Genomic DNA, 24,064 nt, shown 5'->3' with positions numbered 1-24,064 from the left:
ACGTCGTGATGCGGATGCCGAAGGACCACGACATCCCGGCGGTCGACACCGCCGAGCTCACCGCGCGCCTCGAGGCCGCCCTGCGCACCTGGGACTCCGAGTTCGTCGACGCCCTGCACGGCGCGTACGACGAGGAGACCGCGGGGATGCTGCACGCCCGCTACAGCGAGGCCTTCCCCGAGTCCTACAAGGAGTTCGCGAGCCCGGCGGAGGCGGTCGGCGACGTGAGCCGGCTGGAGCGGCTCGACGAGTCCGGCGGCGTCGCCGTGCACCTGTACGCCGAGGGCGACGACCCGACGCGCCGCTTCCTGACCGTCGTGAGCGTCGACCCCCGTCCGCTCGCGGAGGTGCTGCCCATGCTCACTGCGCTCGGCGTCGAGGTCGTCGACGACCGCCCGCACACGGTCACGCTGCCCGACGGCGCCACCCGGCACATCTCCGACTTCGGCCTGCGCCTGCCGGATGCGGCGCTGTGGGCCGACGAGAACCGCGCCGCGCAGTTCGAGGCGGCGTTCCTCGCCATCTGGACGGGCGCCGCGGAGAACGACAACCTCAACGCCCTCGTGCTGCACGCCGGGCTGGACTGGCGGGACATCGTGATCCTGCGTGCGATCGGCGGCTACCTGCAGCAGATCGGATCCGCCTTCTCCACCGGGTACATCGACCAGGCCCTGATCACGAACCCGGAGATCGCGGTGTCGCTGGTGCGCCTGTTCGCGGCGAGCTTCGATCCGGATCGGGCCGACGCCGATGCGCAGGCGGAGATCCGCGACGGCGTGCTCCGCGACCTCGACGGCGTCGCGAGCCTCGATCACGATCGGATCCTGCGCGCGTTCCTCGGCGTGATCGACGCGACGCTGCGCACGAACTTCTACCAGCACGACGCCGACGGCCGGCCGAAGCCCTGGGTGTCGATGAAGCTCGACAGCAAGGCCGTGCCCGACCTCCCCGCACCGCGGCCGATGGTCGAGGTCTGGGTGTACTCCCCCGAGGTCGAGGGCGTGCATCTGCGCTTCGGCGCCGTCGCCCGCGGCGGCCTGCGCTGGAGCGACCGGCGCGAGGACTTCCGCACCGAGGTGCTGGGGCTGGTCAAGGCGCAGATGGTCAAGAACGCCGTGATCGTGCCGACCGGATCCAAGGGCGGCTTCGTCGGCAAGCGGCTGCCCGATCCTGCCGTCGACCGCGGCGCCTGGCTGGACGCCGGCAAGGACGCCTACCGCACGTTCATCCGCGGACTCCTCGACCTCACCGACAACCGCACCGCCGCAGGCATCGTGCCGCCCGATCGCGTCGTGCGCCGGGACGGGGACGACCCCTACCTCGTCGTCGCCGCGGACAAGGGCACCGCCACCTTCTCGGACATCGCGAACGGCATCTCGCAGGAGTACGGCTTCTGGCTCGACGACGCCTTCGCGTCCGGGGGATCCGTCGGGTACGACCACAAGGCGATGGGGATCACCGCGCGCGGCGCCTGGGAGTCGGTGAAGCGGCACTTCCGGGAGCTCGGCACCGACACCCAGACCGAGGACTTCACGGTCGTCGGCGTCGGCGACATGTCCGGGGACGTGTTCGGCAACGGCATGCTGCTGTCCGAGCACATCCGGCTGGTCGCGGCGTTCGACCATCGGCACGTGTTCGTGGATCCGGATCCGGATCCCGCGGCCTCCTTCGCGGAGCGCCTGCGCCTGTTCCGGCTCCCCGGGTCCTCCTGGGGCGACTACGACCCGGCTCTCCTCTCGGCCGGCGGCGGGGTGTTCCCGCTCAGCGCGAAGTCGATCCCGGTGTCGCCGCAGCTGCGCGCCGCGCTCGGACTCGACGACGCGGTGGGGGCGCTCACGCCGAACGAGCTGAAGCGCGCCGTGCTGCTGGCGCCCGTCGACCTGCTCTGGAACGGCGGGATCGGCACCTACGTCAAGGCGTCGTCCGAGTCGCACGCCGAGATCGGCGACCGCGCGAACGACGCGATCCGCGTCGACGGACGCAGCCTCCGCGTGCGCGTCGTCGGCGAGGGCGGCAACCTCGGCGTCAGCCAACTGGGGCGGATCGAGGCGGCGCGGTCGGGCGTGCAGATCAACACGGACGCGATCGACAACTCCGCCGGCGTCGGCACCTCCGACCGCGAGGTGAACATCAAGATCCTGCTCACCGCGCTCGTGCGCGAGGGAACGCTCGGCATCGAGGACCGCAATGCGCTGCTCGCCTCGATGACCGACGAGGTGGCCGTGCAGGTGCTGCGCGACAACTACGAGCAGAACGTCCTGCTCGGCAACTCCCGCGCCAACGCCGCCATCATGCTGCCCGTGCACGAGCGGCTCATGGAGACCCTGGAGGCACGCGACGAACTGGACCGGGAGATCGAGTTCCTCCCCGACCGGCTCACCGTGCAGGAGCGCGTCGAGGCCGGCGAGGGGCTCACCCGCCCCGAGTTCGCCGTGCTCGTCGCCTACGCGAAGCTCGCGCTGAAGACCGACCTCGCCGCCACCGACCTCGCCGACGATCCCTGGTTCTCCGGAACCCTCGCGGAGTACTTCCCGAGCGCGCTGCGCGAGCGCTTCGGCGAGCGCCTGGGCGAGCACCCGCTGCGCCGCGAGATCATCGTGAACACGGTCGTGAACTCGATGGTCAACCGCGGCGGGATCACGTTCGCCGACCGGGCGGCGGCCGAGACGGGCGCCACCGCGGAGCAGATCGCGCGCGCCTACGTCGCCGCACGGGAGATCTTCGACCTGCGCGGCTTCGTGGTCGCGGTCGAGGCCACCGACAACGTCGTGGACACCGCGACCCAGACCCGCCTGTACCTGGACTTCCGGCGCCTCCTCGACCGCGCCGCGCGGTGGTTCGTGCAGCACCGCTCCGAGGGCGTGGACATCGGGGCGGAGATCGCCCGGTTCGCCGAGCCGGTCCGTCTGCTCTCGGAGCGGCTGGCGGACTTCTTCCACGGCGACGAGGCCGACCAGTTCGCCGCGCGGCAGTCGGCCCTCGCCGCCGCCGGCGTCCCCGCGGCGCTCGCGCAGCGCGGCGCGAGCCTGCTGGAGGCGCTCCGGCTGCTGGACGTGATCGAACTCGCCCAGGCCAGGGGCGGGGATCTCGAAGACCTCGCGCGCACCTACTTCCGGCTCTCCGGCGAGATCGGGTTCGACGATCTGCTGAGCAGCGTCTCGGGGCTCGCACAGGACGACAGCTGGCAGTCGATGGCGCGTGCGTCCCTGCGCGACGACCTGTACGCGGTGCTGGTGGATCTCACCGCCTCGGTGCAGACGCACGCGGGCGGCCTCGCGCTCGATCAGCGGTATGCGCACTGGCTCGCCGGCGGCGGGAGCACGGCGCAGCGGGCCGCCGGCGCGCTGGCCGCCGCCTCCGCGGTGCCGCATCCGGGCATCGCCGTGCTGTCGGTCGCGCTGCGGCAGCTGCGGTCGCTGGTGCGCTGACCCGGGCTGCACCCGGCACAGACCGCGGTAGCGAGATCCGTGCCGGGGTCCCGCGGAGCGGCGGGCGCCTCGCTCGGAGATGTGCGCCTTCTTCGGACGAACTCCGTGAATTCGTCCGATCGGGATGCACATCTCCGAGCGGGGCGCTCGGCGGCCTCCGTCGCCCCGACCGCGGCCTCGCCTCAGGGAGCGGGCAGGGCGAACAGCACCGCGGCGAGGAGGGCGAGGACGAGGCCCGCCCACTGCACCGGAGCGATCCGCTCCCGCAGCACCACGGCGGCGAGCAGGATCGTGCCGGCCGGATACATGGACGTCAGTGCGGCGACGATCCCGAGATCGCCGCTGCGCAGCGCGATGATCGTCAGCGCGTTCGCGATCGCGTCCACGACGCCGCCCACCGTCGCCCACAGGGCGCCGATCGCGACGAGCCGCATCGCCCCCGCATGCGGATCCCCCGCCCCGAGCCCGCGGGGGGCATGGTCCGGGCGGGCGTGCTCGAGGTCGGCGCGTCCCGACGGCGTCGCGCCGAGCTGCGGGCCGGACGCGACGAGCGCCGAGGTCGCCCGCTGCCCGCGCCGGCGCGCCGCGATCATGACCCCGACCACGAAGAGCGAGCACAGCAGGGCGTTGACGCCGCGGTTCACGATGAGCGGCGCCACGCCGGCGTCCGCGTGCGTGCCGCTCATCACGATCATGAAGACGCCGATGCCGAGGCCGGATCCGATCGCCATCAGCACGCCTCGGAGGGTCGGCCGCACGACCTTCTGGCCCGGGATGAAGCCGACGAGCACGGTCGCCGTCAGCGCCAGGGCGAGCCCGGCCAGGGTCATCCCCGTGAGCTGCTCGCCGTTGACGAGCAGTCCCCAGAGCACGGGCCCGATCGCGGCGACGACCGCGCCGAGCGGCGACAGGATGCTCATCGGCCCGATCGCGAGGCATCCGTACAGCAGCGCCACCGCGGCCACGCTGCTCACCCCGGACAGCGCCGCCCAGAGCACGTCGTCGGGGTGCCACACCGGCCGGGCGACGAGCGCGACCACGACCATGGCGAGGAGGCCGCTGAGCGCGGAGACCGCGGTCACGGCGAGCGAGCGCAGGGTCTTGGCCGCGAAGCCGCCGATGAAGTCGGCGGATCCGAAGATGAATGCGGCGACGAGCGCGAGGACTGCGGGCACGAACCCTCCATGCCGAAGGACGGCGCCGCGTTCGGCGCGGGGGTGACCGGGCCGAGAAGACGCTCAGGGGCGACGTCAGGCTAGCACCGCCGGTGCGCGGGCCGGTCGCGGCGCCGAGCGCGGCGTTCCGTGCGGAAGGCGCATGGATCCCGCAGCGGGTCGTGAGGATGTCGTGAGGAACCCGATCCGAGGCCCCGGGAACCGGTTCGATCGGATCCGTGCTCGACATCATCTACGTCGCGGGAACGCTCGCGCTTTTCGCCCTGGTCGCGCTGATCGCCCGAGGGGTGGAGAAGCTGTGATCGTCATCGAGATCGCGGCCGCCGCCCTCGCGGTCATCGCCATCGGCTACCTCGTGGTCGCCCTCGTCGCCCCGGAGAAGTTCTGATGGGCGCCGCGGACGTCTGGCTCGGCGTGCTGCAGGCCGCCACCCTCATCGCCGTCCTCGTGCTCCTGTACCGCCCGCTCGGCGACTACATGGCGCGCGTCTACACCGGGGCCAGGGACCTGCGCGCGGAGCGCGGCATCTACCGGCTCATCGGCGTGGATCCCTCCTCCGAGCAGACCTGGCGGGCCTACGCCCGCAGCGTGCTCGCGTTCTCGGTGGTCGGCCTGCTGCTGCTCTACCTGCTGCAGCGCGTCCAGCAGGTCCTCCCGCTCTCGCTCGGGCTGCCCGCTGTGCCGGAGGGGCTCGCGTTCAACACCGCCGCCTCGTTCGTCGCCAACACCAACTGGCAGTCGTACTCGCCCGAGCAGACCATGGGCCACCTGGTGCAGCTCGCCGGCCTCGCCGTGCAGAACTTCACCTCGGCCGCGGTCGGGATCGCCGTGGCGATCGCCCTCGTGCGCGGCTTCGCCCGCCGCGACAGCGCCACGATCGGCAACTTCTGGGTGGACCTCATCCGCGGCCTCGTCCGGCTGCTGCTGCCCCTCGCCGTGCTCTCGGCGCTCGCGCTCATCCTGGGCGGCGTCGCGCAGAACCTCTCCGGCTTCACCGACGTGCACACCGTCGCGGGCGTCGCGCAGTCGATCCCCGGCGGGCCCGTCGCCTCGCAGGAGGCCATCAAGCTCCTCGGCACCAACGGCGGCGGCTTCTACAACGCCAACTCCGCGCACCCGTTCGAGAACCCGGCGCCGTGGACGAACCTGCTCGAGATCCTGCTGATCCTCGCCATCCCGTTCGCCCTGCCGCGCACGTTCGGCCGCATCGTCGGCGACCACCGCCAGGGCTACGCGATCGCCGCCGTCATGGGCACGATCTTCCTCGTCTCGCTGTTCGCGCTCAGCGCGCTCGAGCTCGGCGGCGGCGGCACCGCCACCCAGGCGGCGGGCGCCGCGATGGAAGGCAAGGAGCAGCGCTTCGGGATCCTCGGATCCGCCCTGTTCGGCACCGCGTCCACCCTCACCTCCACCGGCGCCGTGAACGCCATGCACGACTCGTTCACACCGCTCGGCGGCATGATGCCGATGATCAACATGATGCTCGGCGAGGTCGCCCCCGGCGGCGTCGGATCCGGCCTGTACGGCATGCTCATCCTCGCCGTGATCGCCGTGTTCGTCGGCGGGCTGCTCGTCGGCCGCACCCCGGAGTACCTGGGCAAGCGCCTCGGCCCGCGCGAGATCAAGCTCGCGAGCCTCTACATCCTGGTCACCCCGACCCTCGTGCTGGCCGGCACCGCGCTGAGCTTCGCGATCCCGCCCATCCGCACCGATGTGGAGAAGACCTCGATCCTCAACCCGGGCCCCCACGGGCTCAGCGAGGTGCTGTACGCCTTCACCTCGGCGGCGAACAACAACGGATCCGCCTTCGCGGGCCTCACCGCGAACACGCCCTGGCTGAACACCGCGCTCGGCGTCGCGATGCTGCTCGGACGGTTCATCCCGATCGTGTTCGTCCTGGCCCTCGCCGGATCCCTCGCCCAGCAGCAGCACGTGCCGGAGACGGCGGGGACGCTTCCCACCCATCGCCCGCAGTTCGTCGGGCTCCTCATCGCGGTCTCCGTCGTGGTCACCGCCCTCACCTACTTCCCCGTGCTCACGCTCGGGCCGCTCGCAGAAGGACTCGTCCGATGACCGTCATCACCCCCACGGCCCCCGAGCCTGCCGAAAGGCTCACCCACCCGTCGCCGGAATCCCCCCACGACGGATCCGGATCCCCGAAGCGCCCGCAGCGCGCCTTCGGCTGGAGCCAGCTCGTGCAGGCGATGCCCGGCGCGCTGCGCCGGCTGAACCCCGCACGCCTGCTGCGCAATCCCGTCATCCTGCTCGTCTGGGCCGGCGCCGCGGTCACCACGGTGCTCGCGGTCGCCGAGCCGTTCCTGGGCGCCGGGGCCGCCGCATCGGGCGGCACCCCGGTGCCGAACGGCTTCACCTGGTCGATCGCCGTCTGGCTGTGGCTCACGGTGCTGTTCGCGAACCTCGCGGAATCGGTCGCCGAGGGGCGCGGCAAGGCGCAGGCGGCGACGCTGCGCAAGACCCGCACGAGCACGACGGCGCGCCGGGTGACCGGCTACGACGCGGTCGCGGATCCCGCCGCGGAGCACGCCGCCACCGAGGAGGTCGCCTCGTCCGACCTGCGCCGGGGCGACGTCGTGATCGTGGTCGCGGGAGATCCGATCCCCGGCGACGGCGACATCATCGCCGGCATCGCGACCGTCGACGAGTCGGCGATCACCGGCGAGAGCGCCCCTGTGGTGCGCGAGTCGGGCGGCGACCGCAGCGCCGTCACCGGCGGCACCCGCGTGCTGTCCGACCGCATCGTGGTGCGGATCACCTCGCAGCCGGGCGAGACGTTCGTCGACCGCATGATCGCCCTCGTCGAGGGCGCCGACCGCCAGCGCACGCCCAATGAGATCGCCCTGAACATCCTGCTCGCGAGCCTGTCGATCGTGTTCCTCGTGGTCGTGCTCGCGCTCAACCCGATCGCCTCCTACTCGGCGTCCCCCGTGAGCATCCCGGTGCTCATCGCCCTGCTCGTCTGCCTCATCCCGACCACGATCGGCGCCCTGCTCTCCGCCATCGGCATCGCCGGCATGGACCGGCTCGTGCAGCGCAACGTGCTCGCGATGTCGGGTCGCGCCGTCGAGGCCGCCGGCGACGTCACGACGCTGCTGCTCGACAAGACCGGCACCATCACCTACGGCAACCGCCGCGCCACCGACGTGCGACCGGTGGCCGGGGTCTCCGCGGAGGAGCTGCTGGAGGCGTCCGCGCTGTCGTCGCTCGCCGACCCGACGCCCGAGGGCGCATCGATCGTCGACCTCGCCGCCGCCCGCGGCATCGTGGTCGCCGCTCCCGAGGGCGCCGAGGTCGTGCCGTTCACCGCGCAGACCCGCATGAGCGGAGTCGATCTCATCGACGGAATGCAGATCCGCAAGGGGGCAGGATCCGCGATCCGCGCCTGGATCGAGTCGGAGGGCTCCGGCGACGCCGCGGCGGCGGCCGAGGCCGCGGCGTTCGCCGACGAGATCGCCGCCTCCGGCGGCACCCCCCTCGTGGTGGCCGTGGTCTCTTCGGGGTCGTTGAGCGAGGACGGCGGAGCCGCCCGAGACGAAACGCGGCTTTCCGACGGAGACGGCGTTTCGTCTCGCTCCGACTCCGTCGGCGCTCGCTCAACGACCCCGGGAGAGGGTGCTCGCTCGAACGCATCGGGGGGAGGGGCCCGCATCCTCGGCGTCGTGCATCTCAAGGACGTCGTCAAGGAGGGGCTCGCGGAGCGCTTCGGCGAGCTGCGCAGCATGGGGATCCGCACCGTGATGATCACGGGCGACAACCCGCTCACGGCGAAGGCCATCGCCGCCGAGGCCGGCGTCGACGACTACCTCGCCGAGGCCACCCCGGAGGACAAGCTCGCCCTCATCCGGCGCGAGCAGGAGGGCGGTCGTCTCGTCGCGATGACCGGCGACGGCACCAACGACGCCCCCGCGCTCGCACAGGCCGACGTCGGCGTCGCGATGAACACGGGCACCTCGGCCGCCAAGGAGGCGGGGAACATGGTCGACCTCGACTCGGATCCGACCAAGCTCATCGACATCGTGCGGATCGGCAAGCAGCTGCTCATCACCCGCGGGGCGCTCACCACGTTCTCGCTCGCGAACGACATCGCGAAGTACTTCGCGATCATCCCGGCGATGTTCATGGGCGCCTTCCCGGGGCTCGCCGCGCTCAACATCATGCAGCTGCACTCCCCCGCCTCCGCCGTCACGAGCGCGATCGTGTTCAACGCGATCGTCATCGTCTTCCTGATCCCGCTCGCCCTGCGCGGCGTGACCTACAAGCCGGCGAGCGCGTCGCAGATCCTCCAGCGCAACCTGCTGATCTACGGCATCGGCGGCGTCATCCTGCCGTTCGTCGGCATCAAGCTCATCGACCTCGTCGTCGCCCTCATCCCCGGCTTCTGACGTGCGCACCACGGGGTCGTTGAGCGAGCACCGCCGCAGGCGGCGCGAGACGAAACGCGGTCCGCGACAGACCACCGCGTTTCGTCTCGGTCGCTCCGCGGCCTCGCTCAACGACCCCACATAGACCCTCCCGAAAGGCCCTCCCATGTCGAACCTCCGCGGCACCGTCCGCCTCACCGGCGTCGCCGTCCGCGCGATGCTCGTGCTCACCCTCCTGCTCGGCGTCGGCTACACCCTCGCGATCACCGGCATCGGCCAGCTCGCGCTGCCCTGGCAGTCCAACGGCTCGCTCGTCGACGCGAAGGGGAACCCCACCGGCGGCTGGACCGGCGGCGCGGCCCCCGTCGGCAGCGCGCTCATCGGGCAGTCCTTCGCCGATGCGAACGGCGAAGCGCTGCCGCAGTACTTCCAGCCGCGCCCGTCGGCCGCGGGCAAGGACGGCTACGACCCCACCGCGTCCGGCGGCAGCAACCTCGGACCGAACAACCCCGACCTGGTGAAGGCGATCGCCGAACGCCGCGCGGCGATCGCCGCCCGCGAGCACGTCGCCGAGTCCGCGATCCCCGCCGACGCCGTCACCGCCTCGGCGTCGGGCCTGGATCCGCAGATCAGCCCGGCCTACGCCCTGCTGCAGGTGAACCGGATCGCGGACGCGCGCGGCCTCGACGCGTCCGCCGTGCGCGCCCTGGTGGAGTCTAGGATTCAGACGCGCGACGTCGGCTTCCTCGGCGAGCCGCGGGTGAACGTCCTGCAGCTGAACCAGGCGCTGGACTCCCTGGGCCGGTGAGGCGCCGGGCAGGCGAGCATGTCGGCGCGGGCGAGCATGTCGGTGAGTGAAGGGATGTCGGCGATGGTGGAGGCGCGGCGAGAGGGCGGATCCCACGCCCGCGGTCGCCTGCGCGTGCTGCTCGGCGCCGCACCCGGGGTGGGCAAGACCTACGAGATGCTCGGTGAGGGGCGCCGCCTGCACGAGCTCGGGCGCGACGTCGTGATCGGGATCGTGGAGACCCACGGCCGCGCCGCGACGCATGCGCAGACCCTCGGCATCGAGCAGGTGCCGCGCCGCGCGGTGTCCCACCGGGGCGTGCAGCTCGACGAGCTCGATCTCGACGCCGTGCTGAGCCGGCGCCCCGAGCTCGCGCTCATCGACGAGCTCGCGCACACGAACGCCCCCGGATCCCGCAACGCCAAGCGCTGGCAGGACGTGCAGGAACTGCTGGACGCGGGCATCGACGTCATCACCACGGTGAACGTGCAGCACATCGAGTCGCTCAACGCGGTGGTCGAGAAGATCACGGGCGTAGCGCAGCAGGAGACCGTGCCCGATGAGGTGATCCGCGGCGCCGACGAGGTCGAGGTCGTCGACCTCGCCCCGCAGACGCTGCGCGACCGGCTCTCGGCCGGCCAGGTGTACCCGGCGGAGCGGATCGACGCCGCGCTGTCGAACTACTTCCGCCTCGGCAACCTCACGGCGCTGCGCGAGCTGGCGCTGCTCTGGCTCGCCGACGAGGTCGACAGCGCGCTGCGCAGCTACCGCAGCCAGCATGGGATCGACAGCGCCTGGCAGACCAGGGAGCGCGTGGTGGTCGCCCTCACCGGCGGCCCCGAGGGGGAGACGCTGCTGCGCCGCGGCGCGAGGATCGCGGCGCGCTCGGCCGGCGGGGAGCTGCTGGCCGTGCACGTCACCACGCAGGACGGCCTGCGCGGCGACCGCCCCGGAGCGCTGACCACGCAGCGCGGGCTCGTCGAGTCGCTCGGCGGCAGCTACCACCAGCTCGTCGGCGACGACGTCGCGGGCACGCTCGTCGAGTTCGCGCAATCGGTCGACGCGAGCCAGCTCGTCATCGGCGTCAGCCGGCGCAGCCGACTCTCCGCCGCTCTGACCGGCCCCGGGATCGGCGCCGAGATCATCCGCCGCTCCGGCGACATCGACGTGCACATCGTCACGCACTCCGCGGCGGGGCGGCGCGGACCGCTCCCGACGATCAGCGGCGGAGCCCTGGGGTGGCGGCGCCAGCTCATCGGATTCGCGGTGGCGCTCATCGGCGGACCGCTGCTGTCCTGGCTCCTCTTCTCGCTCAAGGCACCCGGATCCATCACCTCCGACGTGCTGAGCTACCAGCTGCTCGTCGTGGTGGTCGCCCTCATCGGCGGCCTGCGGCCCGCACTGTTCGCCGCCGTCCTGAGCGGGTTCACCCTCGACTTCCTCTTCGTGGATCCGCTGTTCACCGTCACGATCGCGGATCCGCTGCACGCGCTGGCGCTCGTGCTGTACGTCGTGATCGCCGTGCTCGTGAGCATCGTCGTCGACCAGGCGGCGCGCCGCGCGAGGGCGGCCCAGCGCGCGTCCGGCGAGGCCGAGCTGCTCGCCGCGGTGGCCGGCAACGTGCTGCGCGGAGACAGCGCCCCCACGGCGCTCGTCGCCCGGGCGCGCGAGGCGTTCGGGCTGAGCGGGATCCGCCTGCTCTCCCCCGACGGCGCAGTGATCGCCGCCGACGGAGAACCGCTCGGAGGCGCCGGCGACGCCGCATACCCCGCACCCCCCGCACCCCGCTCACCCCGCCGAACCGACCGCGAGACCGAACCTCCGTCCCGAGACCGACGATACGATCCGCGGTCTCGGGCCACGGGTTCGGTCTCGCGGTCACGGCGCGGCGCCCTGCGGTCGCCGGGCGCTCCGGCGGGGGCCGACGTGGCCGCGGTCGAGACCGTGCCGGTCGGCGTCGGGGCCGACGGGCGCCCGCGCGCGCTGCTCGAGCTGCACGGCGGCGACCTGGACGCCGCCGGCCGCCGCCTGCTCGACGCGATCGTGGCGCAGCTCGCCGCCGCGATCGAGCACACCGACCTGCGCGAGACCGCGAAGGAGGCGGCCGTGCTCGCCGAGACGGACCAGGTGCGCAGCGCCCTGCTCTCGGCGCTCAGCCACGACCTGCGCCGACCGCTCGCCGCCGCCGTGGCCGCCGTGGGCGGTCTGCGCAGTGCGCACCGCCTCTCGGCCGAGGATCGCGCCGAGCTCGTGGAGACCGCGGACGAGAGCCTCGCCACACTGTCGCGCCTGGTGACGGACCTGCTCGACGTCAGCCGCGTGCAGGCCGGGGTGCTGGCCGTGTCGCTGGAGCAGGTCGACGCCGGAGGCGGAGTGGTCTCGGCTCTCGACGAGCTCTCGCTGGGCCCGGACGAGGTCGAGCTCGCCCTCGACGCCGCCCTGCCGCCGCTGCGTGCGGATCCGGTGCTGCTGCAGCGGGTGCTCGTGAACCTGCTCACCAACGCCGTGCGGCACTCCCCGGCGGGGGAGCGCGTGATCGTCTCGACGAGCCGCCTCGGCGAGCGCGCCGAGATCCGGGTCGCGGACCGCGGCGCGGGGATCCCCGAAGACCAGCGCGAGAGCGCGTTCCTGCCGTTCCAGCGGCACGGCGACACCGACAACACGACGGGACTCGGGCTGGGGCTCGCCCTGTCCCGGGGCTTCGCCGAGGGCATGGGCGGTACGCTGACCGCCGAGGACACCCCGGGCGGAGGACTGACGATGGTCGTGTCGCTGCCCCTGGCCGGCACGGCCCCGGATCCGGATCCGGGATCGGATCCGGCGTTCCCGGCCCCCGGGGCGGAGTCCCTGCCCGCATCCCTCCCGCTCCCGTCGCAGAAAGTGTCGGAAAGCGGCCCGGGAAGCGACACTTTTCGCGACGGGAGCGTTGTGAACGAGTCCACCGAGGAGGAGCCGCGATGAAACTGCTCGTCGCCGACGACGACCCCCAGCTCGTGCGTGCGCTGCGGATCACGCTGGCCGCGCACGGCTACGACGTGATCGCCGCCGGTGACGGCGCCGCCGCGATCGCGATGGCCGCGCAGGCGCACCCCGACATCGTGCTGCTCGACCTCGGCATGCCGAAGCTCGACGGGATCGCCGTGATCGAGGCCCTGCGCGGCTGGAGCGACGTGCCGATCCTCGTCGTCTCGGGGCGCACCGGATCCGCCGACAAGGTCGAGGCGCTCGACGCGGGCGCCGACGACTACGTCACCAAGCCCTTCCAGGTGGACGAGCTGCTCGCGCGGCTGCGGGCGCTCGCCCGCCGCCGCGGAGGGGCGCCGGCGGAGTCCTCCGTGACGTTCGGCGACGTCGAGGTGGATCTCGCCGCCAAGGCGGTGACCCGCGAGGGCGCGCGCGTGCACCTGACGCCGACCGAATGGCAGATCCTGGAGCATCTGGCCCGGCACCCGGGAGCGCTCGTGACGCGGCAGGAACTGCTCCGCGAGATCTGGGGCACGGAGCAGGTCACCGACACCGGCTACCTGCGCCTCTACCTCTCGCAGCTGCGCAAGAAGCTCGAGCGCACCCCGAGCGCGCCGCAGCACCTGCTCACCGAGCAGGGCATGGGCTACCGGCTGGTACTGGATCCGGCCTGATCGTCCGATTGGGTACCGGACGGCGGGCTGTCTGAGATTCCAGACATCTCCCTCCGGGGGTATGTTGGCATCTCTCCTGCCGAATGCCAGCATGAGGCAACGGCGGTCGAAGACGCCCGCCACCGGCCTTTGGGAGCCACATGTCCACCAACCACACCCCGTCGTCCTTCGGACGCCAGCTCGTGCGCCGCAAGCCGATCATCTTCCAGCGACGGCACCATCAGGGCGAGGAGCTGTCCCGCAATCTGGGGACGTTCCAGCTGATGATGTTCGGCGTCGGCGCCACCGTCGGCACCGGCGTCTTCTTCGTCCTCAGCAGCGCGGTCCCGCTGGCCGGACCCGCGGTCATCCTGTCGTTCCTGCTCGCGGCGGTCGCCGCGGGGCTGTCGGCGCTCTGCTACGCCGAGCTCGCGTCGGCGATCCCCGTCAGCGGATCCAGCTACTCGTACACGTATCACGCGCTGGGCGAGGGTCCGGCGGTCCTCGTCGGCGGCGCGGTGCTGCTCGAATACGGCCTCGCCGTCTCCGCGGTCGCGGTCGGGTGGAGCGGCTACTTCAACGAGCTGCTGCTCCAGCTGTTCCACTTCCAGCTGCCGACGGCGCTGTCGCTGACGTTCATCCCGAATCCGGACGGATCCCCCAACGGCGGGTTCATCAACCTGCCCGCCGTGGTGCTGATCGGCCTGTGCATGCTGCTGCTGATCCGCGGCGCATCGGAGTCGGCGACGGTGAACGCCATCATGGTGTGCATCAAGCTCGGCGTGCTGCTGCTGTTCGTGGTCCTCGCGTTCACCGCGTTCAACTCCGACCACTTCGCGAACTTCTTCGGGCAGGCGTCCGGGATCAGCGGCGCGGCGGGGGTGATCTTCTTCTCCTACATCGGACTCGACGCGGTCGCCACCGCGTCCGAGGAGGTGAAGAACCCGCAGAAGGCGATCCCCCGCGCGATCATCGGTGCGCTGCTGATCGTCACCGCGATCTACGTCCTGGTCTCGGTCGCGGGCCTCGCCGCCGAGCCGGCGAGCTGGTTCGCGACGAAGGAGGCCGGCGAGGCGGGCCTCGCGAAGATCCTCCTGAACGTGACCGGGAGCCCGATCTGGCCGATCATCCTGTCCGCCGGCGCCGTGATCTCCGTGTTCTCGGTGACCCTGGTAACGCTCTACGGGCAGACCCGCATCCTGTTCTCGATCTCCCGCGACGGGATGGTCTCGAAGAAGTTCGAGCGCGTCAGCCCGAAGTTCGGCACCCCCGTCTTCAACACGCTCACGGTGTCGATCATCGTCGCCCTCGTCGCCGGGTTCGTGCCGGCGGACTACCTGTGGGACAGCGTCTCCTTCGGCACCCTGGTCGCGTTCAGCATCGTGGCGATCTCCCTCATGGTCCTGCGCCGCACCCACCCCGAGATCGAGCGGCCGTACAAGGTCCCGTTCGGCCCGTGGGTCGTGCCGATCCTCACCGTGCTGGTCTGCGTGTACGTGCTGACCCAGCTGCAGCCCATCACCTGGATCATCTGCGTGAGCTGGCTCGTGATCGTGTTCCTGTTCTACCTCGCCTACGGGCGCCGCAAGGCCACGCTGAACACCTACACCTCCGACGAGGAGATCTCCGAACCCATCCACCCCGAACTCGAGGACCAGAGCAAGTGACCTACCTCGTCGGCTACGGCCCCCACAACAACGATCGCTCCGCCATCGAGCTCGCCTGCCAGTTCGCCCGCTCCGAACCCCAGCACGTCCGCGCCGTGTCCGTCGTCCCGCAGGGGTGGGGCAACCCGCTCGCCGGCGGCACGGACCGGGAGTTCGAGGACTGGGCGGCGGGAGAGGGCGAGATCACCGCCGAGGAGGCGCGCGCCGACCTCGCCCAGCACCCGGGCATCGACGGCACCGCGGTCTGGGTGAGCGGGCGCTCCGTCCCCCAGGCGCTCATCGAGCAGGCCACGGAGCACGAGGCGCGGATGCTCGTGGTCGGATCGAGCGGCGACGCCGAGCCCGGCCGCATCCGGCTCAGCTCGAAGACCGACCGGCTCGTGCACTCGTCGCCGATCCCCGTGGCCATCGCGCCGCGGGGCTACCGCACCGACAGCGGCGTGACCCGCGTCACGGTCGCCTTCCGCGACGACGACGCCAGCTGGTCGCTGCTCACCGGCGTCGCCGAGATCTGCCGGCGCACGGGGGCGCGGCTTCGGGTGGTGACCTTCGTCGTCGCCCCGCCCCGCCGACCCGTCACCTCCCGGATGGGGCACGCCGAGACCCAGGTGATCGATCTGTGGCGGATGCAGGCGGGCAACGCTCAGCACGAGGCGGAGGAGTTCCTGCGCTCGCAGGGCTTCGACGACGACACGCTCACGTTCACGATCGCCGAGGGATCCGACTGGGCCCGCGCGATCCGCCGGCTCGACTGGGAGGAGGGCGACATCCTCGCGATCGGATCGTCGTCGACGCACCCGATCGCTCGCGTGTTCCTGGGATCGAGCGCGGCCAAGATCATCCGCTACGCCCCGGTCCCCGTCGTCGCCGTGCCCGGTGCGGCCACGGCGGAGTGAGCCGGATCCGACGGTGACCCGCGATGAACGAGGATTCCTCATGTCCGACGAGAAGACCCCCGACTACGACGCCGTCATCGTGGGAGGGGGTCACAACGGACTGACCGCCGCCGCCTATCTCGCCCGGGCCGGCCGCAGCGTGCTCGTGCTCGAGCGCGACGACCACGTCGGCGGGGCGGCCGTCTCGGCGCAGGCGTTCGAGGGCGTCGACGCGCGGCTGTCCCGCTACGCCTATCTCGTGAGCCTGCTGCCGCAGCGGATCATCGACGACCTGGGCCTGGACATCGGCCTCGTCCGGCGGCGCTATTCCTCGTACACCCCGGATCCGCTCGACCCGACCCGCGGCCTGCTGGTCGACCGCGCCGCCGACGCCGAGGGGGCCAGGGCCGACTTCGCCCGTGCCGGGGTCGACGCCTCCGACCTGGCCGCATGGGATGCGTTCTCCGACGAGACCCGGCGGATCGCGGAGGCCCTGTTCCCGACGCTGACCGAGCCGCTGCCGACCCGCGGAGCCGCGAAGGCGCTCCTCGGCGACGACGCCGTCTGGGACGCGTTCATCGAGCGGCCGCTCGGCGCGACGATCGACGCCCGGTTCCGCAGCGACCTGGTGCGCGGCGTCGTCGCGACCGACGGGCTGATCGGGACGTTCACGAGCCTCGACGATCCGGCGCTCGACGCGAACCGCTGCTTCCTGTACCACGTGATCGGCGGCGGCACGGGCGACTGGGACGTGCCGGTCGGGGGCATGGGCGCGGTCTCGGCCGAGATCGCCCGGGCCGCCGCGACGGCCGGCGCGAGGGTGCTGACCGGGGCCGAGGTGCTGTCGGTCGCCCCCGCCGCCGAGGGCCGGTCCGCGACCGTGCAGTACCGCCACGACGGCGAGGTGCAGGCGGCCACCGCCCGCACGGTCCTCTCGAACGTCGCGCCCGCGGTGCTGGAACGACTCCTCGGCGATGCCGGCGCGCTCGGGGCGTCCGGCGCCGCGGTGGCCCGCCCCGAGGGGGCGCAGGCGAAGGTGAACCTGTTCCTCACCCGGCTGCCGAAGCTGCGCGACGGGACCGTCGCCCCCGAGGCGGCGTTCGCCGGCACCTTCCACATCAACGAGCTCGGCGTGCAGCTGCGCACGGCCTTCGAACGGGCGGAAGGGGGCGAGCTCCCGGATCCGCTGCCGTGCGAGATCTACTGTCACACGCTGAGCGACCGGACGATCCTGGGCGAGTCGCTGCGCGACACCCCCGCGCAGACCCTCACGCTGTTCGGCCTGCACGTGCCCGACCGGCTCGTCGACCGGATCGGCAACGACGAGCTGCGGGACCGGATCCGGACCGCGGCGCTCGCCTCCCTGAACTCGGTGCTCGCAGAGCCGATCGAGGACGTCCTCGCGGTCGATGCGGCGGGGGAGCCGTGCATCGAGGTCAAGACGACGCGCGATCTGGAGGAGGCGCTCGCGATGCCGGGCGGCAACATCTTCCACGGGCCGCTGTCCTGGCCCTGGGCCGAGGACGACGCCGAGCTCGACACCCCCGCCCGGCGCTGGGGCGTGGCCACCCGCTTCCCTGACGTGCTGCTGTGCGGATCCGGCGCGGTCCGCGGCGGCGCGGTCTCGGGCATCGGCGGGCACAACGCCGCGATGGCGCTGCTCGAGGCCGACGCCGCGGGCTGAAACCGCCGCCCCCAGCCCGCGCGGTCCGGGGTCGTCGAGCGAGCACCGGCGCAGCCGGCACCCACCCGGGGTCGTCGAGCGAGCACCGGCGCAGCCGGCACCCACCCGGGGTCGTCGAGCGAGCACCGGCGCAGCCGGCACCCACCCGGGGTCGTTGAGCGAGCACCGGCGCAGCCGGCGCGAGACGAAACGCCGCACTCTCCCCCGTCACCGCGTTTCGTCTCGGTCGGCTTCGCCGTCCTCGCTCAACGACCCCGGCGGGCCGGCGACCACCGCCGGCTCACACGTCGCGGGAGCGCCAGAGCAGCCACACGAAGTACGGAGCGCCGAGGACCGCGACCACGAGCCCGGCGGGCAGCTGCGCCGGCGCGATGACCGTGCGGCCCACCGCGTCCGCGAGGCCGACCAGCACCGCCCCCAGCAGCACCGCGACGGGCACCACGCGCGCATGCCGGCCGCCGACCAGGGCGCGCGCGGCGTGCGGGGCGACCAGGCCGACGAAGCCGATGACGCCGACCGCCACCACGCTGAACGCCGCGAGGAGCGCCGCCACGGCGAGGATCAGCAGGCGCGAACGCTCGAGCTTCACTCCGAGCACGCGCGGGGTGTCCTCGTCGAGGGCGAGCAGATCCAGTTCGCGATGGCGCATCAGCACCACCGGCAGGGCGATGATCAGCACCACCGCCAGGGGGACGACCTGCTCCCAGATCCGGCCGTAGGTCGTTCCGCTCAGCCAGGTGTAGATCTTCGGGGTGTCGAACGGGCTCGCCCGCAGCAGCACGAAGGACGTGAGCGCGACCGCCGCCGACGAGACGCCGATCCCGATGAGGATGAACCGATCCGCACTGAGCCCGCCGCGCCAGGCGAGCAGATACACGAGCGCGAACGCGCAGAGCGCGCCGACCACCGCCGCCGCGAGCATGCCGAACGTCGAGGCCGCGGCGCTCGTGACGACGAGCACCGCGCCGAGCCCCGCGCCCCCGGTGATGCCGAGGAGTCCGGGATCGGCGAGCGGGTTGCGGCTCACCGCCTGGGTCAGGCATCCGGCGAGCGCGAGGGCAGCCCCCGCGGTGACGGCGGCGATCACCCGCGGGGCACGCTCGTCCAGTGCGAACGCGATCTGCGGCGGCGCCTGCCCCTGCAGCCAGAGCAGGACGTCCCCGGTGAGCAGCGGCGTCGCCCCCACCAGCAGGCCAGCGACCACGACGGCGACCGCCAGCACGGCCGAGATCCCGACCACGAGCCGGAAGCGCAGCGGCCCCCGCACGCCGAACCGGATCGACGGCGGCCGTCGTGTCGGTCCGGAATCGCGCAGCCGCCGCGCCATCACCACGAGCACGACAGATCCGAGCACGGTCGTCGCCACGCCCGTCGGAACGGCGATGGCCCCCTCGGCGCCGATGAGGAGCCGCAGCAGCACGTCGGCGAGGATCACCACGAGCGCGCCGAGGAGGCCGGAAGCGGGCAGGAGCAGGGCGTGCCGGCCGAGCCCCGGCACGATCCGCACCAGCAGGCGGGCGAGCACGGGGGCGCACAGGCCGACGAACCCGAGCGGGCCGGCGAGCGTGACGGCGGTCGCGGTGAGCAGCACCGAGAGCAGGATCCCGAGGACGCGCGTCGAACGGATCCTCACCCCGAGGGATGCGGCCAGATCGTCGCCGAGCGCGAGGACGTCCAGCCGCCGGGCGAGCAGCAGCGCCAGCAGGCCGGCGACCACGACGACCGGCGCGGCGCGCAGGAACGCCTCGAGCCCGAGCTGCGACAGGCTTCCGCTCCCCCAGGCGAGCAGGCCCTTGGTCTGCTCGCTGAACAGGATCAGCAGCGCCGAGGTCGCGGCCTGGAACGCCAGTGCCAGCGCGGACCCGGCCAGCACGAGCCGGGTCGTCGAGGATCCGGCCCCTCCGGCGAGGCCCAGAACGATCACGGCGGCCACGAGCCCGCCGGCGAACGCGACGATCCCCGAGGCCCAGAACGGGACGGAGATGCCGAAGGCGGCGACCGCGGTGATCGCGAGGTAGGCGCCCGACGTCACGCCGAGCGTGTCGGGCGAGGCCAGGGCGTTGCGCGCCAGCGACTGCATGAGCAGGCCGGCCATGCCGAGGGCCACGCCGACGGCCACACCCGCGGCGAGCCGGGGCAGGCGCGCCCCGAGCAGGATCTCGGGGTTCGCCCAGACCGCCCCGCTCGTGCCCTGGGTGAGGTGCCAGCCGGCGGCAGCGGTGAGCGCGAGCGCGAGGAGGACCAGCACCCCGACGGCGCCGAGGCGCGCGCGGACCCCGATTCCCGGGGCCGCCTCGCGAACCGACGGCGAGACGGAACGCCGCACTCCCGCGGGGATGCCGCGTTTCGTCTCGCTTCGGCTGCGCCGATGCTCGCTCAACGACCCCGAAGGAAGGTCATCGCACCGCCCGCGGCTCACCGGGTGAACGCGTCGACGTACGCGTCGGCGATCTTCTCGGCCGAGCGCGGCCCGCCGAACGTCCAGATCCCGGCCGGGAACGCGTGGATCCGCTTCTCCTTCACGGCCGGGATCGAGGCCCAGGCCGGGTTCTTCTCGGCGGCCTTGATGAAGCTCTCACTGTCCGGGTCGTCGGTGCCGGTGTACAGCAGGGTGGCGGAGCCGACGGTCGTCATGCCCTCGATGTCCGTGCTGCCGAGCCCGTAGGCGGGATCGGTCTCGCCCTTCCACACGTTCGTGAGCCCGAGCTCGCCGCCGATCGCGCCGATGAGCGAACCGGTGCCGAAGGGGCGCAGCGAGACGGTGCCGCCGTCGACCCAGCCGTCGAAGTAGACGAAGTCGGTGCTGGCGGGCGACGCTGCGGCAAGGGCCTTCTTCGCCTCCGCGAGGTGGTCCTTCATCTCCGTCGCGACGGCCTCGGCACGCTCGGTGCGACCCGTGGCCTGCGCGATGAGATCGAAGGTCGCGAGCAGCTGCTTCACCGGATCCTTCGCATCGGCGCCGATCGTCACGAGCACGGGCACGCCGTACTTCTCGAGCTGGCCGATGATCGCATCGTCGCGCGTCTGCGCCTCCACGATCACGAGGTCGGGCTTGGTCTGGAACAGCGCGTCGAGGTTCGGCTCCTGGCGGGTTCCGACATCGGCGACGCCCTCGGGCAGCGTCTCGGCCCTGTCCCACTGGCGGTAGCCGGCCGCGTCGGCCACGGCGACGGGGGTCACGCACAGGGTGAGGGCGTCCTCGACCTGCTGCCACTCCAGCACGGCGACGCGCTCGGCGGGCTTGTCGAGCTTCACGGTGCGGCCCAGGGCGTCGGTCACGCTGACCGGCCCCGTGGCGGTGCGCGTCGTGTCCTTCGCGCACTCGGCGCTCGCAGCGGGGGCGGCGCTGCCGGTGGGCGCGGCGACAGAGGTTGTCCCGCAGCCGGCGAGGGCGAGGGTGCTCGCGGCGAGCAGCGAGAGGACGGCGAGGGGCTTGCGCATGGTTCTCCAGGGTCGGTGGATCGGTGGTCGGGAAGCAGAAGAGGTCGAGATCGGGGATCCGGGCATGCCGGGCGGGGTCGGACGACGATCGTGCGGCGCGGCGGCGTCGGCCCGCGATCAGGCGGGCTGCGGTTCGGGGACGGGACGGCGGGCGGAGTGACGGCCGCGCGGGATCACGCGCACCCGGCCGTCGTCGTCGAGCAGGGTGTCGATGCGCAGCCCGTAGGCCGCGGAGAGGTTCTCGCCGGTGAGCACCTCGGCCGGGGTGCCGCACGCGCGCACCCGGCCGTCGTGGAGGAGCACGACCCGATCGGCGACCGCGGCGGCGTGGTCCAGATCGTGCAGCACGACGCCCAGGGCCGTGCCGGCATCGGCGAGGTCGCGGATGAGGTCGAGCGTCTCCATCTGGTAGCGCAGGTCGAGGTGGTTGGTCGGCTCGTCGAGCAGCAGGATCGGCGTGGTCTGCGCGAGCGCGGTGGCGAGCCAGACGCGCTGCAGCTCCCCGCCGGAGAGCTCATCCACCGGACGCGCCCCCATCGCGTCCAGCCCGGTGAGGGCGAGCGCCCGGTCGATCGCCGCGCGGTCCTCGTCGCGCAGGCCGGAGAACCGGCCGCGATGCGGGTGCCGCCCGAAGGTCACGACGTCGCGCACCTCCAGGCCCGAGGGATGCGGCCGCGACTGCGAGAGCATCGCCACGGTGCGCGCGAACTCCTTCGCATCCAGCGCCGCCGCGTCGCGATCGGCGCCGGCGGCGTCGATCCGCACGGACCCCGCGTGGACGCGGTGCAGCCGCGCGATGGCACGCAGCGCGGTGGATTTCCCGCTGCCGTTCGGGCCGATGAGCGCCGTGACTGCTCCGGGCCGAAGACTCAGCGCGACGTCGTGCACGACGGGGGTGCGGCCGTAGTGCAGGGCGAGGCCCTCTGCCTCGAGCCCGGCCGGCAGGAGGGAGCCGGAGGAATCCCGATTCGTCATGTTAGGGGAGCCTAACCTATCCTTGTGAGCGTGTCACATCACCCCTACCGGACCTACCGCACCACCGTCGCGCATCGAACCCAGCTGTCGCCGAACTTCCTGCGCGTGACGCTGACCGGCCCCGATCTCGTGCACTTCGGCACCGCCGGCCTCGATCAGCGCATCAAGCTCGTCCTGCCGCTGCCCGACGGATCCTTCACCGACGTCGGCCAGTTCGACGAGACGGTGGGGATGATGGAGTGGTATCGCCGCTGGCGAGAACTCCCCGATGAGAGCCGCAATCCGATTCGCACCTACACGATCCGCGCGGTGCGGCCGGAGGTCCGTGAGATCGACGTCGACTTCGTGCTGCACGGCACCGAGGGCCCCGCGTCCGCCTGGGCCTCGGCCGCCGCGCCCGGCGCGCCGCTGGTCGTGATCGGCCCCGATGCCCGCGCCGACGAGACCGGAGGACTGGAGTGGAACCCGGGCGATGCCGGATCGGTGCTCATCGCCGGGGACGAGACCGCGGTGCCGGCGATCTGCGCGATCGTCGAGTCGCTGCCGGCGCACGTGACCGGATCCGTCTACATCGAGGTCCCCACCGAGGCCGACGCGCTTCCTCTCGCCGCACCCGAGGGCGTCGCGATCCGGTGGCTGGCCCGCGGGAGCGCTGCGCACGGGCTGCGCCTGAGCGCGGCGGTGCACGCATGGGGCGAGACCCGAGCGGCCGAGGACGAGCCCGCGGTGACGACGGGAACCGACCTCGCCGACCCGAGCGAGGACGAGGTGCTCTGGGAGGTCCCGGACGCCGCCGTCGGATCCTGCTACGCCTGGCTCGCCGGAGAGGCGTCGACGATCACCGCCCTGCGCCGCCACCTCGTGCGCGACCTCGGCATCGATCGCCGGTCGGTCGCGTTCATGGGGTACTGGCGCCGGGGGCGGGCGGAGGCCGCCTGAGGCGGGCACGGCGTCCGGGCGTCGGCCGCACGCTCCCGCCCGCATTCATCCCGCCCGCGGTCGTTCCGTTCCCGTCGCGAAAAGTGTCGTTCCGACCGCCGGACAGCGACATCTTCTGCGACCTGAACGGGTGGAGCCCGGTGGGAAGGGGGGAAAGCCCACCGGGAAGCCCGACGACGGCTCAGCCCGCGACGCCCATCCCGCGCCGGATGAGACGGTCGAACACGCGCGCGGGCAGGATCCGGTGCGCCAGCACGAGGGGCTTCGCGCCGAAGCCGATGCGGTAGCGCGCACGGGGACGGCGGGCCGTGGCCGCTGTCACGATCGCCCGCGCGACGACCTCGGGCGAGGACGTCATCCTCGCGCCCGGAGCCGAAGTGCGGCCCAGCGAGGTCGCGACCTGCTCCGCCTGCGTGCGGTACGGGCCGTCGCCCGACGTCTCGAGCACCGCGGCGGCGGCGATCGCGCCCCACTCGGTGCGGATGGATCCGGGCTCGATGACGACGACGTCGATGCCGAAGGGGGCCAGCTCCATCCGCATCGCGTCGCTGAGCGCCTCGACGGCGTACTTGCTGGCGTGATACCAGGCGCCGAGCGGCGTCGTGAAGTTCCCGCCCATCGATGCGATGTTGATGATCGTGCCGCTGCGCTGCGCCCGCAGCTGCGGCAGCACGAGCTGCGTCATGCGCGCGAGTCCCAGCACGTTCACGTCGAGCTGGGCCTGCGCCTCGCTGAGCGGTACGTCCTCGAGCGCCCCGTACGAGCCGTAGCCCGCGTTGTTGACGAGCAGGTCGATCCTGCTCTGCTCCGCGAGGATCTGCGCGACCGCCGCCTGCGCGGAGGCGGCGTCGGTGACATCGAGGCTCATCGTGTGCACCCCGGCCTCCCGCAGGCTCGCCATGCGATCCACCCGCCGCGCGGCGGCGTAGACCGTGAACCCGGCATCCCGCAGACGCCGTGCGGCGGCCTCCCCGATCCCCGAGGAGGCACCCGTGACCAGTGCGACCTGTGCTGCCATCACGAACTCCCCGGATCTCATCGCCGTCGGCCCGTGTCTCGGACTCCGGTCTCCAGCCTGACACGCCTCACCCCTGCGC

General features: G+C 72.6%; 16 protein-coding genes. 11 read left to right on the top strand and 5 right to left on the bottom strand.

Going from position 1 to position 24,064, the window contains the following annotated elements:
• The first annotated feature begins 8 nt into the window (after nt 1-8).
• Nucleotides 9-3,428: an NAD-glutamate dehydrogenase gene (locus WFJ17_RS18330; protein WP_336649184.1), complete on the top strand. Its 3,420-nt coding sequence runs from the start codon at nt 9-11 to the stop codon at nt 3,426-3,428.
• Nucleotides 3,429-3,610: 182 nt separating this feature from the next.
• Here WFJ17_RS18330 and WFJ17_RS18325 read toward each other — a convergent pair whose 3' ends face one another.
• Nucleotides 3,611-4,603 (bottom strand): EamA family transporter, encoded by a 993-nt coding sequence (locus WFJ17_RS18325; protein WP_336649180.1) that lies wholly within the window; start codon nt 4,601-4,603, stop codon nt 3,611-3,613.
• A 298-nt stretch (nt 4,604-4,901) separates the two neighbouring features.
• On the opposite strand from WFJ17_RS18325, the gene WFJ17_RS18320 reads away from it, so the two are divergent.
• From WFJ17_RS18320 to WFJ17_RS18280, 9 genes are all read left to right on the top strand, one after another.
• Nucleotides 4,902-4,991: a potassium-transporting ATPase subunit F gene (locus WFJ17_RS18320; RefSeq protein ID WP_251448240.1), complete on the top strand. Its 90-nt coding sequence runs from the start codon at nt 4,902-4,904 to the stop codon at nt 4,989-4,991.
• On the top strand, nt 4,991-6,676 hold the full coding sequence (gene kdpA, locus WFJ17_RS18315; RefSeq protein ID WP_336649179.1) for a potassium-transporting ATPase subunit KdpA: 1,686 nt from the start codon (nt 4,991-4,993) through the stop codon (nt 6,674-6,676). The genes WFJ17_RS18320 and kdpA overlap by 1 nt, the downstream gene beginning before the upstream one ends.
• Nucleotides 6,673-9,003, top strand: coding sequence for a potassium-transporting ATPase subunit KdpB (gene kdpB, locus WFJ17_RS18310; RefSeq protein ID WP_336649178.1), 2,331 nt, complete (start codon nt 6,673-6,675; stop codon nt 9,001-9,003). Before kdpA ends, kdpB begins: the two co-directional genes overlap by 4 nt.
• A 145-nt stretch (nt 9,004-9,148) precedes the next feature.
• Nucleotides 9,149-9,790, top strand: coding sequence for a potassium-transporting ATPase subunit KdpC (gene kdpC / locus WFJ17_RS18305; protein ID WP_251448233.1), 642 nt, complete (start codon nt 9,149-9,151; stop codon nt 9,788-9,790).
• Between the two features lie 63 nt (nt 9,791-9,853).
• On the top strand, nt 9,854-12,730 hold the full coding sequence (locus WFJ17_RS18300; RefSeq protein WP_336649183.1) for an ATP-binding protein: 2,877 nt from the start codon (nt 9,854-9,856) through the stop codon (nt 12,728-12,730).
• A complete protein-coding gene (locus WFJ17_RS18295; protein WP_336649177.1) occupies nt 12,727-13,407 on the top strand; it encodes a response regulator transcription factor in 681 nt (226 codons plus the stop codon). Before WFJ17_RS18300 ends, WFJ17_RS18295 begins: the two co-directional genes overlap by 4 nt.
• Before the next feature lie 140 nt (nt 13,408-13,547).
• A complete protein-coding gene (locus WFJ17_RS18290) occupies nt 13,548-15,053 on the top strand; it encodes an APC family permease (protein WP_251448227.1) in 1,506 nt (501 codons plus the stop codon).
• Nucleotides 15,050-15,949 (top strand): universal stress protein, encoded by a 900-nt coding sequence (locus WFJ17_RS18285; protein WP_251448224.1) that lies wholly within the window; start codon nt 15,050-15,052, stop codon nt 15,947-15,949. Before WFJ17_RS18290 ends, WFJ17_RS18285 begins: the two co-directional genes overlap by 4 nt.
• A gap of 40 nt (nt 15,950-15,989) precedes the next feature.
• Nucleotides 15,990-17,612, top strand: a complete 1,623-nt coding sequence (locus WFJ17_RS18280) for a phytoene desaturase family protein (protein ID WP_336649176.1) — start codon at nt 15,990-15,992, stop codon at nt 17,610-17,612.
• A 280-nt stretch (nt 17,613-17,892) separates the two neighbouring features.
• On the opposite strand, the gene WFJ17_RS18275 is transcribed toward WFJ17_RS18280, so the two are convergent.
• From WFJ17_RS18275 to WFJ17_RS18265, 3 genes are all read right to left on the bottom strand, one after another.
• Nucleotides 17,893-19,938: an iron ABC transporter permease gene (locus WFJ17_RS18275; RefSeq protein ID WP_336649175.1), complete on the bottom strand. Its 2,046-nt coding sequence runs from the start codon at nt 19,936-19,938 to the stop codon at nt 17,893-17,895.
• Nucleotides 19,939-20,027: 89 nt separating this feature from the next.
• Nucleotides 20,028-21,053: an ABC transporter substrate-binding protein gene (locus tag WFJ17_RS18270; protein WP_251448216.1), complete on the bottom strand. Its 1,026-nt coding sequence runs from the start codon at nt 21,051-21,053 to the stop codon at nt 20,028-20,030.
• Between the two features lie 117 nt (nt 21,054-21,170).
• On the bottom strand, nt 21,171-22,028 hold the full coding sequence (locus tag WFJ17_RS18265; RefSeq protein ID WP_251448213.1) for an ABC transporter ATP-binding protein: 858 nt from the start codon (nt 22,026-22,028) through the stop codon (nt 21,171-21,173).
• Between the two features lie 30 nt (nt 22,029-22,058).
• Between WFJ17_RS18265 and WFJ17_RS18260 the strand changes: the two genes are divergently transcribed.
• On the top strand, nt 22,059-22,967 hold the full coding sequence (locus WFJ17_RS18260; RefSeq protein ID WP_336649174.1) for a siderophore-interacting protein: 909 nt from the start codon (nt 22,059-22,061) through the stop codon (nt 22,965-22,967).
• Nucleotides 22,968-23,148: 181 nt separating this feature from the next.
• On the opposite strand, the gene WFJ17_RS18255 is transcribed toward WFJ17_RS18260, so the two are convergent.
• Complete coding sequence (locus WFJ17_RS18255; protein ID WP_336649173.1) at nt 23,149-23,985, bottom strand: oxidoreductase; 837 nt, start codon at nt 23,983-23,985, stop codon at nt 23,149-23,151.
• Nucleotides 23,986-24,064: the final 79 nt, after the last annotated feature.

Origin of the sequence: Microbacterium sp. MMO-10, from assembly GCF_037148715.1 — a bacterium.
Taxonomy (GTDB): Bacteria; Actinomycetota; Actinomycetes; order Actinomycetales; family Microbacteriaceae; genus Microbacterium.
The sequence above is the reverse complement of the archived record's forward strand: the minus strand, read 5'-3'. Positions and strand labels throughout refer to the sequence as shown.

Excerpts from the sequence above, each read along its gene's own strand:
- WFJ17_RS18330 (WP_336649184.1), top strand. The coding sequence starts at position 9 with ATGCGGATGCCGAAGGACCACGACATCCCGGCGGTCGACACCGCCGAG.
- kdpA (WP_336649179.1), top strand. The coding sequence starts at position 4,991 with ATGGGCGCCGCGGACGTCTGGCTCGGCGTGCTGCAGGCCGCCACCCTC.
- kdpB (WP_336649178.1), top strand. The coding sequence starts at position 6,673 with ATGACCGTCATCACCCCCACGGCCCCCGAGCCTGCCGAAAGGCTCACC.
- kdpC (WP_251448233.1), top strand. The coding sequence starts at position 9,149 with ATGTCGAACCTCCGCGGCACCGTCCGCCTCACCGGCGTCGCCGTCCGC.
- WFJ17_RS18300 (WP_336649183.1), top strand. The coding sequence starts at position 9,854 with ATGGTGGAGGCGCGGCGAGAGGGCGGATCCCACGCCCGCGGTCGCCTG.
- WFJ17_RS18295 (WP_336649177.1), top strand. The coding sequence starts at position 12,727 with ATGAAACTGCTCGTCGCCGACGACGACCCCCAGCTCGTGCGTGCGCTG.
- WFJ17_RS18290 (WP_251448227.1), top strand. The coding sequence starts at position 13,548 with ATGTCCACCAACCACACCCCGTCGTCCTTCGGACGCCAGCTCGTGCGC.
- WFJ17_RS18280 (WP_336649176.1), top strand. The coding sequence starts at position 15,990 with ATGTCCGACGAGAAGACCCCCGACTACGACGCCGTCATCGTGGGAGGG.
- WFJ17_RS18270 (WP_251448216.1), bottom strand. The coding sequence starts at position 21,053 with ATGCGCAAGCCCCTCGCCGTCCTCTCGCTGCTCGCCGCGAGCACCCTC.
- WFJ17_RS18265 (WP_251448213.1), bottom strand. The coding sequence starts at position 22,028 with ATGACGAATCGGGATTCCTCCGGCTCCCTCCTGCCGGCCGGGCTCGAG.
- WFJ17_RS18255 (WP_336649173.1), bottom strand. The coding sequence starts at position 23,985 with ATGGCAGCACAGGTCGCACTGGTCACGGGTGCCTCCTCGGGGATCGGG.